The organism is Mycobacterium ostraviense, from assembly GCF_002705925.1.
GTDB lineage: Bacteria > Actinomycetota > Actinomycetes > Mycobacteriales > Mycobacteriaceae > Mycobacterium > Mycobacterium ostraviense.
The window spans coordinates 4,666,859-4,682,725 of record NZ_NKRE01000001.1 but is presented as its reverse complement, the minus strand read 5'-3'; the positions used below and the strand labels follow the sequence as shown (position 1 = coordinate 4,682,725).

At 65.2% G+C, this 15,867-nt stretch carries 12 protein-coding genes and 1 pseudogene; 7 read left to right on the top strand and 6 right to left on the bottom strand.

The features are described 5' to 3' along the window. From CDN38_RS21860 to CDN38_RS21840, 5 genes are all read right to left on the bottom strand, one after another. On the bottom strand, positions 1–426 hold the full coding sequence (locus CDN38_RS21860; RefSeq protein WP_075512880.1) for a nuclear transport factor 2 family protein: 426 nt from the start codon (positions 424–426) through the stop codon (positions 1–3). A 60-nt stretch (positions 427–486) separates the two neighbouring features. Continuing rightward, a complete protein-coding gene (locus CDN38_RS21855; protein WP_075512879.1) occupies positions 487–2,103 on the bottom strand; it encodes an AMP-binding protein in 1,617 nt (538 codons plus the stop codon). Continuing rightward, positions 2,069–3,196 (bottom strand): aromatic ring-hydroxylating oxygenase subunit alpha, encoded by a 1,128-nt coding sequence (locus CDN38_RS21850; protein WP_075512878.1) that lies wholly within the window; start codon positions 3,194–3,196, stop codon positions 2,069–2,071. The genes CDN38_RS21855 and CDN38_RS21850 overlap by 35 nt, the downstream gene beginning before the upstream one ends. A 244-nt stretch (positions 3,197–3,440) precedes the next feature. Then, positions 3,441–4,826, bottom strand: coding sequence for an HNH endonuclease signature motif containing protein (locus CDN38_RS21845; protein WP_075512877.1), 1,386 nt, complete (start codon positions 4,824–4,826; stop codon positions 3,441–3,443). Between the two features lie 226 nt (positions 4,827–5,052). After that, positions 5,053–7,449, bottom strand: coding sequence for a CaiB/BaiF CoA-transferase family protein (locus tag CDN38_RS21840; RefSeq protein ID WP_075512876.1), 2,397 nt, complete (start codon positions 7,447–7,449; stop codon positions 5,053–5,055). A gap of 82 nt (positions 7,450–7,531) precedes the next feature. Here CDN38_RS21840 and CDN38_RS21835 point away from each other — a divergent pair, with 82 nt between their 5' ends. The 5 genes from CDN38_RS21835 to CDN38_RS21815 all read left to right on the top strand — a co-directional run bounded on the left by CDN38_RS21835 (position 7,532) and on the right by CDN38_RS21815 (position 13,286). Beyond that, a complete protein-coding gene (locus CDN38_RS21835) occupies positions 7,532–8,140 on the top strand; it encodes a TetR/AcrR family transcriptional regulator (protein WP_075512875.1) in 609 nt (202 codons plus the stop codon). A gap of 100 nt (positions 8,141–8,240) precedes the next feature. Then, the gene (locus CDN38_RS21830) at positions 8,241–8,687 is read left to right on the top strand and encodes an MmpS family transport accessory protein (RefSeq protein ID WP_204903249.1); all 447 of its coding nucleotides are present in this window, start codon (positions 8,241–8,243) and stop codon (positions 8,685–8,687) included. Continuing rightward, entirely contained in the window at positions 8,684–11,560 is a 2,877-nt protein-coding gene (locus CDN38_RS21825) for an MMPL/RND family transporter (RefSeq protein WP_075512874.1), read from the top strand. The genes CDN38_RS21830 and CDN38_RS21825 overlap by 4 nt, the downstream gene beginning before the upstream one ends. A 158-nt stretch (positions 11,561–11,718) precedes the next feature. Continuing rightward, positions 11,719–12,540 (top strand): FadR/GntR family transcriptional regulator, encoded by an 822-nt coding sequence (locus CDN38_RS21820; protein WP_075512873.1) that lies wholly within the window; start codon positions 11,719–11,721, stop codon positions 12,538–12,540. 5 nt (positions 12,541–12,545) lie between these two features. Further along, complete coding sequence (locus CDN38_RS21815) at positions 12,546–13,286, top strand: SDR family oxidoreductase (protein WP_075512872.1); 741 nt, start codon at positions 12,546–12,548, stop codon at positions 13,284–13,286. Here CDN38_RS21815 and CDN38_RS21810 read toward each other — a convergent pair. Then, complete coding sequence (locus tag CDN38_RS21810; protein WP_075512871.1) at positions 13,228–14,109, bottom strand: LLM class flavin-dependent oxidoreductase; 882 nt, start codon at positions 14,107–14,109, stop codon at positions 13,228–13,230. The two genes, CDN38_RS21815 and CDN38_RS21810, sit on opposite strands and share 59 nt — an antisense overlap. Before the next feature lie 84 nt (positions 14,110–14,193). Here CDN38_RS21810 and CDN38_RS21805 point away from each other — a divergent pair, with 84 nt between their 5' ends. Together CDN38_RS21805 and CDN38_RS33125 are read left to right on the top strand one after the other, a co-directional pair. Beyond that, positions 14,194–15,237: an acyl-CoA dehydrogenase family protein gene (locus tag CDN38_RS21805; protein ID WP_075512870.1), complete on the top strand. Its 1,044-nt coding sequence runs from the start codon at positions 14,194–14,196 to the stop codon at positions 15,235–15,237. Beyond that, positions 15,234–15,866, top strand: a pseudogene (locus CDN38_RS33125) (acyl-CoA dehydrogenase family protein); the annotation flags it as partial. The gene CDN38_RS21805 and the pseudogene CDN38_RS33125, both read left to right, overlap by 4 nt. Between the last annotated feature and the right edge of the window lies 1 nt (position 15,867).

The following is a 15,867-nucleotide window of genomic DNA, read 5'->3' as shown; positions in this document are numbered from 1 at the left end:
TTACATGACGAGCGGATGCCGGCTCGGTACCGAATCCCATTGCAGCGCTCGGGAAGCGAAATACCAACCGCCCCGCTCGTAGATCAGCTGATCGCGGAATGTCCCGGTGGCCCGCAGCGTGGTGTCGCCGTGCACGCGGGCAAAGAGCAGCGCGACACACCGCTGCGTGGCGTTGACCCCGTCGACCTGGATCTCATGGTCGACGGTGACCAGCCGCTGCCCGTCGCCGCCGTCGAAGGCCGCGCGCGGATCACCGAATGATTCGCCGTCACGGCTATAGCCGGCGCCGGAGTGACGGAAGGTGGCGATCCATGCGTCGCGGTCACCCTCGGAATACGCGCGATTGTGTCGCGCGGTCAAATCCAGAATGGCGGCACGGCCCGTCGCAGCGTGCAGCATCTGCTGTTCTTGATACGACAACGTCATTGTGCTCTCCAGCCACACTCGCGGGGAAAACCGAACCGACGGACGTGACACTACGCTAACTCATCGGCTGACCCGGTAGCCATGTCTTTCGCGATCCCAGGCAGCCGGAGTTAAACCCCTGGTACGCAACAGATCTTTACGTATTCGCCCGATTCCGTTCTTCGGAAGTTCATCGACCGACTCCACATATCGGGGAACGCAGAAGTAGGGCATGCGGGCAGCGCAGAAGTCGAGCAACTCGGTGTAGTCGACGGCAGCGCCGGGGCGCGCGGTCACGATCAGCAGGATGTCGTCCTCGCCCACGTCGCTGGGGACGCCGATGGCCGCCGCCTCCAGCACCGCCGGATGGCTTGCCACGACGGTTTCCACCTCCACCGAAGAAATGTTCTCGCCGCGTCTGCGTAACGAATCCTTGATCCGATCCACGTAAGTCAGGTTCTGGTCGCCGTCGAATCTCCCGAGGTCGCCGGTAGGAAACCAGTCGGGATGGCGATCGACGTGCAGTCCCGATCCGGCGTAATCACTGACGTACCCTTCGCTCATCACGTGTGGGAATCTGGGCCGGCAGGAGATCTCTCCGGCCAGTCCGGTCGGTAGCGGGTTGCCGGCGTCGTCGACAACGCGCACATCGAAATTGGGATTCGGCTTCCCCGAGGTTCCCGGAACCCCGTCGTCGGCAACGCCCTTGACGGTAAGGGGAAATGCCTCGGTGAGCCCGTACATCGTGACGATACGGCAGCCGTAGCGCTTTTCGATCGCGCGGTAGGAGTCCGCGGCAATGGGCGCCGCGGAGAGGAACCGCAACGGCAGCGCCGCGTCACGTAAATCCGGGGGAAGGTTCTGCAGCATCGACACCATCGCGCCGGCGCCGACGAAGCCGACGGCACCATGCGCGCGCACCTCGTCCCAGACTTCGCCGAGATGAAACTCGCGGGCGAGCACGGTTGTTCCGCCGACCAGCATCGGTGCCAGTACGGTGGGCGCCGCACTCAGGTGAAACAGCGGCATCGCCGTCCACAGCACCTCTCCGGGGGCGAATCGCCAGGCCGATACCACGGTGGCCGCCACCGTGAACAGGTAATGCCAGCTCGTGGCAACGGCTTTCGACGGCCCGGTGGTGCCGGAGGTGAAGAACAGCGATCCAATCTCCGTCTCGCCGAGCCCATCCGGCAATGGGCCGGCATCGCGGCTCAGCTCCGTGCTCAGCGAATCACCTAGCACCACAGTCTCATTCAGTGTGTCCACGCGGTCGGCGATATCCTCGAGGCGGTTTTGCCGCTCCGGGTCGGTGAGTATCACCTTGGCCTGCGACAGCCGCAAGGTATGCAGCAAGAAGTCGCCCTTGTTGGCGGCGTTCACCGCCGCGCTGACGGCGCCGATTCGTGCGGCGCCCAGCCAGAAGTAGATCCATTCCGGGCACGTTGGGGTGAAGAGCGCCACGGTGTCGCCGCGGTCGACGCCGAGGTCGCTCAGCATGCTCGCCGCAGCGCACGACCGCCGTCGCAGGTCCTCAAAGGTGGCGTCGACGCCGGCTACCCTCAGCATCACCCGGTCCGGATGCTGTGCTGCGCGCCGGTCGAGCACATCGGCAACGGTGAAGCGATCGACTCCGAAATCGGAGGGCCCCGGAGGGCTGCTCACATCACGCCTTCGCAGCCGCGGGGTCGGGCTCACCATCTGCGGTGTATCCGAAGTCGTCGGCGCAGGGCTGCGCGCCGGGGTAGAACCGGTGCGCCCAGCGACGAAGGGCGGCGTAGTCGTGCGCTTCTTCGGGCGCCAGGTTCGGCTTCTCCAGGTACTTCATGTTCTCCCAGGTGAAGAAGTCCTGTTTGATCACTTCCTGTTGCAAAGCCAGGAATTTGGCGGCGCGCCCGGTCGGCACGTCGCCGGTGTCGCCTGGCTCCCGGAGGGACGCCTGGGTGTAGAAGTAGTCGGTGTAATCCTCGTCGACGGGCGTCTGCCCGGTGACCTGAACGGTGCCCACCAACTCGCTGGGGAAGCGCACGAAGCCCAACCCCAGCGAGTAGTTGTCGTAGACAATCTTGGCGTCGACCGGGCCGTTCGGGGTCAGCCAGGTCGCGGGTCTGCCGCCACCGAAGTGGGCATTGACGGTGGCGTGTAGGTGGTACCCGGAGACCTCAAACGACGCGGTGGTGGCCGGGTTAGCGGCCTTGTGCACGTATTGAACGTGATAGGGGTCGGCGGCGTTCTCGATGATCATCTGCGGGTGCACCTTGACCCGGTTGAGCATCCGGCTATGTGGGTGCAGCGGGTAGTACTCGTTGGTCTCCAGCTCCGGCAGCACTGGCGGCTGCCAGTACGGCGCCCGCCCGTGGCGCTCATGCCAGACCAGGATGAAGCCGTACCACTCCGTACTGGGGTAGCTGCGAATTCGGACGTTGTTCTTGCAGCCGATCTTGCTGTAGGGAATCAGCGCGTTGGTGCCGTCCCCGCGCCATTGCCAGCCATGCCAGGGGCACACGATGTGTTCGCCCTCAACCGTGCCCCCGACAGCCAGGTTGGCGCCGAGGTGCTGACAGTAGGCGTCCAGCACGTGCACCTGCCCCGAAGCGGTGCGGAACAGCACCAGCTCCTCGCCGAAATAATGCGCACGCTTGACATCGCCGGGAGCCAGGTCAGAGGCGAACGCGACGATGAACCATCCCGTCGGGAACCGGTACGACGACAGCGCAATCCCGCTCGCACCGAACTCTCGTTCCGACGGATCCTGGGCCGATTCGGAAGCCGAGCCTGAAATGGTCTGCGTCACGAGATCTCCGTTTCCCACGCGGCCGAGCGGCAACCAGGCCGCGTTTGACTCACCGTGGTTCGACGACTAGATCTATTTTTACTATCTTAGGGATTGAACGTCAACGTGGACATAGCGGGTAGCCGGTGGTGCCCGGGATTGCTGCGACGGCCGGCTTCCGTCGAGGCTCCGGCGGGACCCCTGTCGCACAACGGTTTAGCCGTAAGTTGCACTTCCCGATGGCAGAGCTTCGCCAGTTGCACGATTACGGGGATTCCGCAGCATCCTCGACGTCTTCGTCTGCGCGGAGGAGTTTTCTGGGGTGATGCATGGTGTTGGTGCGGGGCTGGCCGCGATCGAGGTGGGGTGGGGGTGTCCATTCGGTGTCGCCGTGGGTGTTTTTGCGGGTGGTCCAGCCTTTGTCGGCTAGTGGGTGGTGGCCGCCGCAGGCGAAGGTGAGTTGGTTGACGTCGGTGGTGGGTGATTGGGCGTAGGGAATGACGTGGTGGACCTCGCAGAAATAGCCCGTGACATCACAACCCGGCGCACTGCAGCCACGATCTCTGGCGTATAAGACGATTCGCTGCCCCGGTGCGGCCAGCCTTTTGCTGTGATACAGCGCCAACGCCTTACCCTTGTCGAACACCGCCAGATAATGGCGGGCGTGGCGGGCCAGCCGGATCACATCGCTCATCGGCAAGATCGTGCCGGCGCCGGTCAGTCCTTGTCCGGCAGCGGCTTCCAGCTCGGCCAGCGTGGTGGTCACGATGATCGAGGCGGGTAAGCCGTTGTGCCGACCCAACTCTCCCGACGCCAGCAGGGCGCGCAGCCCGGCGGTAAGGGCGTCGTGGTTGCGTTGGGGGGCTGAGCGGATGTCGGTGTCGATGGCCGCTTGACTGGGAGTGCCGTCCACACAGGGGGTTTGGGATTCGGGGTTGCCCATGCCCGGGGCGGCCAGCTTGGCCAACACGGCCTCTAACGTGGCGCGCAGCTCGGGGGTGATCAGCCCGCGCAGCTCCGACATGCCATCGCTTTGCTGATTGCCTAACGTCAGGCCGCGTCGGCGGGCGCGGTCCTCATCGCGGTAGGTGCCATCGGGGTTGAGACAATCGGCGATCGTGGCCGCCAACCCGGCTAACTGTTCGGGGCGAAACTGACTACCCTGGCGGGCCAACTGGGCTTCGGCGCGCTCCCGGGTGGCCTGGTCAATCCAGGCGGGCAGCTGATAGTAGAAGCGTCGGATCACCTGGATGCTTTCGCCGCCCAGTTTTCCGTCGCGTTGGGCCGCGGCGGCCCCGGCCAACACCGGGGCGATCGGCTGCCCGGCCAGCCCGCGCCGCGGCCCCAGATCGGCAGCGGCCTTGATGCGCCGGGCAGCCTCGGTGCGGCTGATCAACGCCCAGTCGGCGATCGCATGCGACAGCTTGCCGCCCAGCTCCTCGGCGCTGGCTTGGCGGGCTAGGTTGTTGATCAGCTGATGCTCAGCCACCGGCAGCCGTCGGCGCACCTTTTCACACCGCTTCACCAACGCCAACCACTCCGGAGTGGTCAACGCATCAAAGTTCAACTCCACCAACCTGTCGACCGCGGCGTCGAGTGCATCAAAGGCCGCCGTGACCGTCTCCCGATCCACGACACCGCCCGAGCTCATACCCGCAATCTATCGACTGCCACCGACAAGAACCGGGCAGAAAGTACCTGCCGAGCAACCGATTTCACGTGTTCACCCAGAGTGAACATCAGACTGCTTTCCGTCCCACTAGCACGAGGATCCGGCTAGGCACCCCCGGCGGCGGTCTGGCAGCGCGCCACATGGAGCCGAACACAATCTTCTTCGCGATGCACGAGACAATCGGTCGCGGGCGATCAGCAGTGCCCTATACCCCCTTGGGCCGGGTCCCGATGACGCCACTTGCCGCTAGCCGCGCGAGTTCCTCGTCGGTCAGCCCGCACCGCTCACGCAGTATTTCTTCATTGTGCTCGCCAAGGGTTGGCGGCGGGCGGCGCAACCACTCCCGCTGGCCGGCCAACCGCGCGAAAGGTGGTGTGGGATATAGGGCTTGCCCGATACGGCAGTGGATCAGCGACTCGAAGTACCCGCGGTCACACAGTTGCGGGTTTTCGGTGACCAGTGACGGCGAGACAACCGGCGCCGCCGGAATGCCAGCAGCGGCAAGCGATTCCACCGTCGGCATCAGGGATTGCGCGGCAAACCAGTCCCGTAGCCGGCCATCGATCTCGTCGGCCCGCTCGCGGCGCCCGCCCGCAGTCGACAGCGACCCGTCGCACCAAGGCGGTCGGTCCATCACCTCGACCAGCGCATTCCAGTCTTGGTCGTCACGAATGCTGACCGCGATCCAGTCGTCGTCGCCGGCGCACCGGTAGATGTTCTGTAATGCCCCGCCGAAACCACGATTGCCGCGCCGGTTAAGCGTGACCCCGTAGACCTCGTATTCGATCGGCTGAATTGCGGTGGTGTTCAACACCGACTCGACCATCGGCAACTCAACCTGCTGGCCCGACCCGGTACGTTCGGCGAAGTTCAGTGCGGCCAGCACCGCGAACGCCGCATGCACGCCGGCCAGCGGATCACACGCGCCGCGCGGGGTCACCGGCGGCGTCTCCGGCAATCCGGTCACCCACGTCAGGCCACCGATCTGCTCCATGGTGGGGGCGAACCCCACCCGGTCACGCCACGGGCCCACCAACCCGAAGGCCGGCATCCGGGCGACCACGAGTTTGGGGTTCACCTTCAGCAGCACCTCGGCCGTGAGCCCGAAGTGCTCCATCACCCGCGGCGAGAAATTCTCGATCACCACGTCGGCATCCGCGGCCAGCGCGAGGAACAACCGCCGTCCGTCATCAGAGCCCAAATCAAGTGTGACCGAGCGCTTGTTGGTGTTCATCGCATGGAACACCCAGCCGTACTCCCACCAGTCGTCCACGTCGGTGCGCATGCCCCCCGAGTAGCGAATGCCGTCGGGCCGCTGAATCGACTCGATCTTCACGACATCGGCGCCGAAGGCCGCCAGCAAGTGAGTGGCGGCCGGCCCGGCCCAGAAGGCGGTCAAATCGATGATCCGAACACCGTCCAGCGGCAACCCATGCGGGGTCAGCTCAAACCCATCCTGCTTCCACCAAGGCCTTTCGTCGTTGTCCGCACCTACCCCAGCAGTCGGGCCAACCGGCGCGGGCCCACACTGCGACATCAACCACGGCGGGCGCGGCTGGTGAAAGCCGGCGGGGTTTTCGGCGAACACTTCCCGCTCGACCATGTACTCCATGTCGCGGATGGTGGCGCCGTTGCCCAACGCCGCGATCGGCAGCCGGAACAGCTGACCCAGTGCGACGATCTCCTCGACCGTCCGCTCGGCCATCCACGGACGGATCGACTCGCGGATCAGGTCCCGGTATTCCCAGCGGCCGATCTGGAATCGCAACTGCGGAATCTCTTCGAGCTGAGGACATTCGACCATCGCGGTGAAATCGAGCCACTGCTGGCCGGTGACCATGGTAATCCCGACGTAGCCGTCTTTGGCGGGTTCGATCGAGGGCACTTCGAGGGTGCGGCGCACCGGCGGTACCCGCAGCAGCTGCGAATGCAGCCATTCGCTGCTTTGCATCAGGCTCATTGCCTCCAGCATCGAAAGATCCAGATGCTCGCCCGGGCCGCCGTGTTCGACGCGGCGGCGCACCGCCAACGCGCCGAACGCGGCGAACACCCCACCCATGTACTCGCCCAGGCCACCACCGACCGAGATGGGCGGCCCGGCGGGATCACCGCGGAAGCCGGGCGAGCCCGCCCATGCCTGCAGCGTGAACTCCGTGGCCGCCCGATCGGCGAAGGGACCGGTCCAGCCGAAATCCGAAATCGTGACCACCACCGCCCGCGGGGACTCGGCCAGCAACCGTCGGGGGTCGATACCCAGGGCGGCCGCCTGTGACCGGCCGCAGGTGACGATCACGACGTCGGCAGCGGCGAGTTCGGCACGGTATCGCTCGGAATCCGGGGCCAGGGTCAGGCTCTGCTTACCGGCATTGAGGTAGCAGTACAACGGCGAGGCCGGCGAACCGTCGGGCACCGGCGAACAGCTAGGCGAGTACCGGCGCAGCGGATCCCCTTGCGGTGGTTCGATTTTGCGTACCTGCGCACCGGCGTCGACCAACAGCTTGCCGCAGTAGTTGCCGGCTATGCGATCACTGATCTCGATGACTCGCAACTCGTCAAGCGGTGTCGGCCGCCTGCCTAACCCCTGACTCACGCTGCCGAGCATAATTCGACCACCCGTGACCTGAGCACTAGGCGCACGCCACCGCTGACGGTACGGTACTGGTCTGTACTACCGTGATGGCTCTATCGTGGGCGCTGTGACCCAGATTGCCGATCCCTCCTCGCAGCCCTCATCGTGGTCGCCACGGGAGGCCGAGTTGCTGGCCGTGACCCTGCAGCTGCTGCAAGAGCATGGGTATGACCGGTTGACCGTGGATGCGGTCGCGGCCACTGCGCGCGCCAGCAAGGCCACGGTGTACCGGCGCTGGCCGTCGAAAGCCGAACTGGTGCTGGCCGCCTTCATCGAGGGCATCCGCCAGGTTGCGGTCCCGCCGGATACCGGCACGCTGCGCGGCGATTTGCTGCAATTGGGCGAAGTGATCTGCGAGCAGGCCCGTCAGCACACCAGCACCATCCGTGCGGTGCTGGTCGAGGTGTCGCGCAATCCGGCTCTCAGCGATGCCATGCAACACGGGTTCTTCGAGCACCGGAAGGCCCTGATGCGCCACATCCTGCAGCTGGCCGTCGACCGCGGCGAGATCGACGGCGCCGCCATCGACGACGAACTCTGGGATTTACTGCCCGGCTACCTCGTCTTCCGGCACATCATCCCGAGCCGACCGCCCACCGCGGACACGGTGCAAGCCCTCGTCGACAACGTCGTCATTCCCAGCCTCACCCGGCCCACCCGGTAAATCCTCAGCACGACGTACCGATCCACCTCCAGCCCTTGAAGTGTCCGGTCCGGTACCGTACCGTCAAGGAATGTCGATCCGCGCCCGAAGCGCCGGAAAGATGACCGCGGTTTCACCTGGCCACCTGCTAAGACGCGGGTGGATGCTGCTTGTCGCAGTGGTGATAGTCGCGGTCGCGGGATTCAGCATCCATCGGTTGCACGGCATCTTCGGTTCCCACAGCACCACTTCGGCCGGCAGTGGCATGTCAAACGAGATCGTCCCGTTCAACCCCAAACAGGTGGTTCTCGAAGTTTTCGGCGCACCCGGGACCGTGGCGACCATCAACTATCTGGACGTCGATGCTCAACCGCAACGAGTGGACGACGCGACCCTGCCGTGGTCGTTCACGATCACCACCACGCAACCCGCCGTGTTCGCCAACGTGGTGGCGCAAGGCAACAGTTCCTCGATCGGCTGCCGGATCACCGTCAACGGTGTCGTCAAAGACGAAAGGACCGTCCACGAAGTGAACGCCTACACCTACTGTCTGGACAAGTCGTCATGAGCAACCACCCGGCTCCGAGGCCATCCGTGGCGCACACCATTCGCCGGCTCTCGGTACCGATCCTGCTGTTCTGGGTCGGCCTTGCCGTCCTCACCAACGTGGCCGTACCGAAATTGGAAGACGTGGGCAAGGCCCACAACGTGGCGTTGATCGCACCCGATGCGCCGTCGATGCAGGCGATGAAGCGGATCGGAAAAGTGTTCCGCGAGTTCGACTCCGACAGCGCGGCCATGATCGTGCTGGAAGGCGACAAGCCCCTTGATGCCGACGCCCACCGCTATTACGACACCCTGATCCAGCGGCTCTCCCAGGACACCAAGCATGTACAGCACATCCAAAATTTCTGGGGGGATCCGCTGACGGCGGCGGGCTCGCAGAGCACCGACGGCAAAGCCGCATATGTGCAGGTGTATCTCGCCGGCAATCAAGGCGAGGCGTTGTCGATCGCGTCGGTGGACGCGGTCCGCGACATTGTGGCGCACACACCGCCGCCGCCCGGTATCAAGGCCTATGTCACCGGCGCGGCGCCGCTTATCGCGGATCAGTTCCAGGTGGGCAGCAAAGGCACGCTGAAGGTCACCGCGATCACGTTCCTGGTGATCGCGGTGATGCTGTTCATCGTCTACCGCTCAGTCGTCACCACGATCCTGGTGCTGCTCACCGTCCTCATCCAGTTGGCCGCGGCCCGCGGCGTCGTCGCCTTCCTGGGAAACAACGGGATCATCGGGCTCTCGACGTATTCGACCAATCTGCTCACGTTATTGGCCATCGCCGCCGGCACCGATTACGCAATCTTCGTCCTCGGCCGCTATCACGAAGCACGGCACGACGGGCAGGACCGAGAAGCGGCTTTCTACCTCATGTTTCGCGGAACCGCCCATGTCGTGTTGGGCTCGGGCCTGACCATTGTCGGTGCGGTGTATTGCCTGACCTTTACCCGGTTGCCCTATTTCCAGACGTTGGGTGTTCCCGCGGCGATCGGCATCCTGGTCGCGCTGGCGGCCTCGCTGACTCTGGCCCCGGCCGTGCTGACCTTGGGCAGTCATTTCGGTCTCTTCGAACCCAAACGCGCGATGCGGACCCGAGGTTGGCGGCGCATCGGCACGGCCATCGTTCGCTGGCCCGGGCCGATTCTTGCGGTGACGGGTGCGGTGGCCCTGGTCGGCCTGCTTGCCCTGCCGGGATATCAGACGAGCTACGACATCCGTCCCTACATGCCCGCCACCGCTCCGGCCAATGTCGGCTACGCCGCTGCCGAGCGGCATTTTTCGCCCGCCCGGCTGAATCCCGAACTGCTGATGATCGAAACCGATCATGATATGCGCAATCCGGCCGACATGATCGTCTTAGATCGGGTGGCCAGAAGTGTCTTCCATATCCCCGGTATTGCCCAGGTGCAATCCATCACCAGGCCGTTGGGAACTCCCATCGACCACAGCTCGGTACCGTTTCAGGTCAGCATGCAAAGCGTCGGCCAGGTGATGAACCTGTCCTACCAGCAAGACCGCGCGGCCGACCTGCTCAGACAGGCCGACGAGTTGGGGAAGACAATCGCCATTTTGCAGCGCCAGTATGCCCTGCAGCAGGAACTCGCCGCCGCTACCCACGCCGAGACCGAGAGCTTTCACGATACGATCGCCACAATCAATGATCTGCGTGACAAGATCGCGAATTTCGACGATTTCTGGCGGCCATTGCGCAGTTACTTCTATTGGGAGAAGCACTGTTTCGACATTCCGATATGTTGGGCGTTGAGATCGGTGTTCGACGCACTCGACGGGATCGACCAGCTCAGCGCGAGGTTCGAAGACCTCACGGCAACGCTGGACAAACTCGATGCGATCCAGCCGCAGCTCGTCGCGCTCATCCCCGAACAGATCGCCAGCCAGCAGACCAATCGTGAACTGGCACTGTCCAACTACGCGACCATGTCCGGGATTTACAGCCAGACGGCGGCCCTGGTGGAGAACGCGACGGCCATGGGACGAGCGTTCGACGCGGCCAAGAACGACGACTCCTTCTACTTGCCGCCGGAGGCGTTCAACAACCCCGATTTCAAGCGCGGCCTGAAATTGTTCCTCTCGCCCGACGGCAAGGCGGCTCGCATGATCATCTCCCATGAAGGTGATCCCGCGACTCCGGAAGGCATCTCGCATATCGACCCCATCCGGAAGGCAGCCCACGAGGCCGTGAAGGGAACTCCCTTGGCGGACGCCAAGATCTATCTCGCCGGCACCGCGGCCACCTACAAGGACATCCAGGACGGCGCCAAGTACGACCTGATGATCGTCGCAATCGCCGCACTGAGCCTGATCCTGCTCATCATGATGACGCTCACCCGCAGCCTGGTCGCCGCGATCGTCATCGTGGGCACCGTGGCGTTGTCGTTGGGTGCGTCGTTCGGACTGTCGGTGCTGGTTTGGCAGGACATCCTGGGTATCCGGCTGTACTGGATCGTGCTCGCGCTGGCCGTCATCCTGCTCCTGGCAGTGGGATCCGACTACAACCTGCTGCTGATCTCCCGCTTCAAAGAGGAGATCGGCGCCGGATTGAAGACCGGCATCATCCGCGCCATGGCCAGCACCGGCGGGGTGGTGACCGCCGCCGGTCTGGTGTTTGCGGCCACCATGTCGTCGTTCGTATTCGGCGACTTGCGGGTGCTCGGCCAGATAGGGACCACCATCGGCCTGGGCCTGCTGTTCGACACGCTGATCGTGCGGGCATTCATGACGCCATCCGTCGCGGCGCTCCTCGGACGCTGGTTCTGGTGGCCGCAACGCGTGCGCCCCCACCCCGCCAGCAGGCTGCTTCGCCCGTACGGACCACGTCCACTGGTACGTAAACTGCTCCTGAAGGAGCCGGAGAACAGCTGATTCAGTAATATCCTTGGCGCTCTTGGTTATTCGATGAAACGCGGAGCGGCACGGGAAGCTCACCGCCAATGAGATGCTATTTATGCCATTACTGCTAAGATAGACAACGCAAGTCGAGTTGGCGGGGTCAGCTCCCTGCTTGTTCTATCGAGGATCGGATGACCACCCTGGGAACTGGCCCTGATGCCCGACGCAGGCTGTCTGCGCCGAGGATCGCCGAAATAGTAGCCGATGAGTTGCGCCGCCAGATCATCGACGGCGAGCTCGCCGACGGTGATCTGCTACCCCGCCAGGAAGTGCTGGTCGAACAGTTCAACGTCAGCCTGGTGTCGCTGCGGGAGGCGTTGCGGATCTTGGAGACCGAGGGTTTGGTGTCCGTCCGCCGCGGTAACCGAGGCGGGGCCGTCGTGCACGCGCCGGCCAAGACCAGCGCCGCCTACATGCTCGGCCTGCTGTTGCAAAGCGAGTCCGTCGCCATCAGCGACCTGGGCGCCGCGCTGCAGGAACTCGAGCCTGCCTGCGCCGCACTGGCGGCCCAACGACCGGACCGTGCAGATACTTTGGTGCCCGAACTCAAGCAGATCAACGAAGCCATGGCAGAACACCTCGACGACGGGCGGCAGTTCACCGAAATCGGCCGTCAATTCCACGATCTCATCGTCCGCGGCTGCGGGAACCACACCATCATCGCGGTCGTGGGCAGCCTGGAGACCCTGTGGACCAGCCATGAACAACAATGGGCCGACGAGAGCGCGGCGCGGGGCACCTACCCGTCGTTGGCCAAACGGCGCGCGGTCCTCAACACCCACATCAAGCTGGCCGAGACCATTGCCGAGGGAGACGTCGACCGGGCCCGGCGCATCGCGGGCCGACACCTCGCCGATACCCAGACGTACGTCTTGTCCGGCGGTGGTGAACAACGGATCTATGCGCTGTCACCGCAGGCGCTGTCACGCCCGCGGGACATCCGGCGCCCCTGATTCCGGTGCGAACCGCGTTAATCACCGGCGGCAGCGGTGGGATCGGTAAAGGGTGTGCCGGCAAGCTTTGCGAGCTGGACTACGACGTGGTACTGGTGGCGCGACGGGAGGGCCCGCTGCGGGCCGCAGCGGCGGAGATCGGGGCGCGCTACATTGCCGCCGACGTGTCTGACCCAGCCGGATTTGCCACCGCCATAAGCGAACTCGACACCATCGACCTGGTCGTACACGCTGCCGGCGCACTGGGCGGAACCTACGCACGCAGGCAGACCTTCGACCAGTGGCGCATGATCATCTCGGCCAACCTGGACTCCTGTTTTGTGGTGACCTCCGCGGTGCTGCCCCGGATGGGGCCCGGTTCACGGTTGGTCTTCATCTCCTCGTCGGCAGCGCACGAGCCGATGCCGGCCCGAACCGCGTACTCGGCATCGAAAGCCGGCATGAACGCGTTTGCCCGCGCACTGGCGCTCGAGGTTGACCGCGACGGCATCAGCGTCCACCTGGTGACGCCGGGACCCGTGGAAACCGAGATGCTGCAGGATGTTCCGTTCGAGATGTATGCGATCCAGGTGTCCGACATCGCCGAAACGGTGGCCTGGCTCGATACCGTCAACTCGTCCGTCGACCTACCGGAGATCCGACTCAGCGCGGTGCAGCGCGGTCCGTTCGCCCGGCCGCCGGTGGTGCCTACCGAAGCCCGCCGGCGCGCGTCGCCGAAGTCGCCCGGATCTCCGGGAAGCCCTTGATCACCGATTCACCGAAGTCGGCCAGCGAATCCGGCGCGGCGAAGTCGGCGAACCACACGTAGAAGCGCTCGACCTGGTGCGCGGCCAGGCCCGCGAAGTGCTCAATCAGCTCGTCGGCGTCACCGCACACCAGCCCCGGGCCCAGATAGCCGAATCGCCGGACGCTCACCTGGCGTACCGCATCCGGGTCGGCTCCCGCCCGGACAAAGCCCACCATCTGCTGCACGGAGATACGGGCCGATCCCGCAGCCGGGGCCAGGCGAGGCAACCGGTCCAGGTGGTTGGCCTGCAGATTCCACCAATCCGCGTATTTGCGAACCAGTTCCATCATCCGGCGCCCGCTGCCGCCCAAGATCAGCGGTATCGGACGCACCGGTCTGGGCGATTGAGCTTCCGCACCGTCCGCCCAGTACTGCGTGATCAGCGCGAGGTGTCGCCGCAGTTGCTCGACCCGGGCCACCGGATCCTGCTGACCGACATCGAATCTGGCGAACTCCGCGGGCCACGATCCCGAACCGATGCCCAGCTCGAACCTGCCATCCGACGCCGCCGACAGCGTGACGGCCTGCTTGGCCAGAACGGCTGGATGTCGGAACGCGTCGCAGAGCACCAGGTGGCCGATGCGCAGCCGCTGCGTCTTGGCCGCCACCCAGGTAGCGACGGTCATTGCCTCCCAGATGTTTTCAGCGGGCTGCCCGGGAGCCTCGAGATGATCGATGAACGCCACACCGTCAAACCCACTGGCCTCGGCGTGCCGCGCCCGCTCCACGAAATCTGCTACCGGCAACCGCACCTGCGGCAGGAACAGATACCACTCGACCATACGCCCACCCATGCGTGTCCGACAGCGTCCTGCGCGATTGCGCCGGGTTGCCTAGTTTACTATTTTTATTATGTTAGGGGTGTTATGGATGTCGACCTGACTTCAGAGCAGCTGGCGCTGCGCGACACCGTGCGCGACGTCCTGCGCGCCGAGTGCCCACCCGACGCCGCCCGGCAGGCAATCACCGATCCCGAGCGTTGGCGCACGCTGTGGAAGACAGTCGTCGGCCTCGGCTGGACCGAACTCGCCATAGCCGATCCGGCCGGTGATCTCGGCCCCCTCGAGCTGGTACTGGTTCTGGAACAATGCGGTGCGGCCATCGCCCCCATCCCGCTGCTGAGCAGCGTCGGCCTGGCTGCGGGTGTGTTGCGGGCCTGCCGTCTCGACGATGTGCTGGCCGAGATCGCCGGAGGTGTCGTCGCAACCCTGGCCGTCCACTCCCCCGGACACCGGCTGCCGCGGCCGCCCATGACGCTGCAGCACGGACGCCTGCGCGGACATGCGGTCGCGGTGCCCAATCTGGTCCAGGCCGAGCTGATCGTCACGCTGGCGACGTCGGACCGGGGCCTGGTGGCCGCGGTCGCGCGCCCCGGCGACGGGGTGGTCATCCGGCCCGGCGAGTCGACCGACCCCGCGCAACCCGTCGCCGATGTCGAAATCGACACCGCTGTCATAGCCAGCGCGCCCGTCGACAGCGCCGAATCCGCATTGACCGCCCCGCTGATTGCCGCTGCCGCCGACCTGGTCGGAGTGGCGACCGCGGTCCTGCACCGCGCCGTCGAACACGCCAAGACACGCCATCAGTTCGGCAAGCCGATCGGAGCATTCCAGGCGATCAAGCACGCGCTGGCCGACAACTACGTCAGCGTCGAGCGCGCCCGCAGCCTCACCTACGCGGCGGCAACCGACCCCGACTGGACCACTTCGGCGCTGGCCAAGGCAGCGGCCGGCGAGGCCGCGACCCGCTGCGCGCGCACCGCCGTCCAGGTACACGGTGCCCTGGCCCAGACCTGGGAACACGACATCCACCTCTACGTCCGGCGCGCTTGGCAGGGCGCGGCGCTGCTGGGCGACAGCCATGCCCTCTACCACGAGGCGGGCCGACGCTTCGCCGGGGGCGCATCATGACTGCGCCGGTCTCAGAATTCCGCGAATGGCTCACGGCCTTCCTACCGGGCGACTATTACGAGCGATATCGCCAGTACCGCTGGGACATTCGGCTGCGACGCGACTACCAGCGGGCCGCCTTCGAAGCGGGGTGGATTCAACCCACCTGGCCCCGCGAGCATGGTGGCCGTTCGCTGAGCCTGCGCGATGCCATGGAAATCCGGATCGAGGCCGCGCTGCGCTTTGCCCCCAAACTGCCCAACATCGCCGGACCCAACGTCGCCGCACCCGGCATCCGCCGATTCGGCACCCCCGAGCAGATCGACCGGCTGCTGGTTCCGCTGCTGCGCGGTGACGAGTGGTGGGCGCTGGGCATGTCCGAACCGGAAGCCGGATCGGATTTCGCCGGCCTGCGCACCCGCGCCGACCGACACGGCCCTAATAGCAAGGTGTTCCGGGTCAACGGCCACAAGATCTGGACCACGCAGGCCCACGAGTCGCGGTGGTGCACCTTGTATGCCCGCACCGACCCGGATGCGCCGAAACACCGCGGCATCTCCTGCCTCATTCTTGACCTGCACTCGCCCGGGGTGCGGATCGAACCCATCCGGATGGCGTCGGCGTCCGACGAGACGTTCTGTGAGGTCTTCC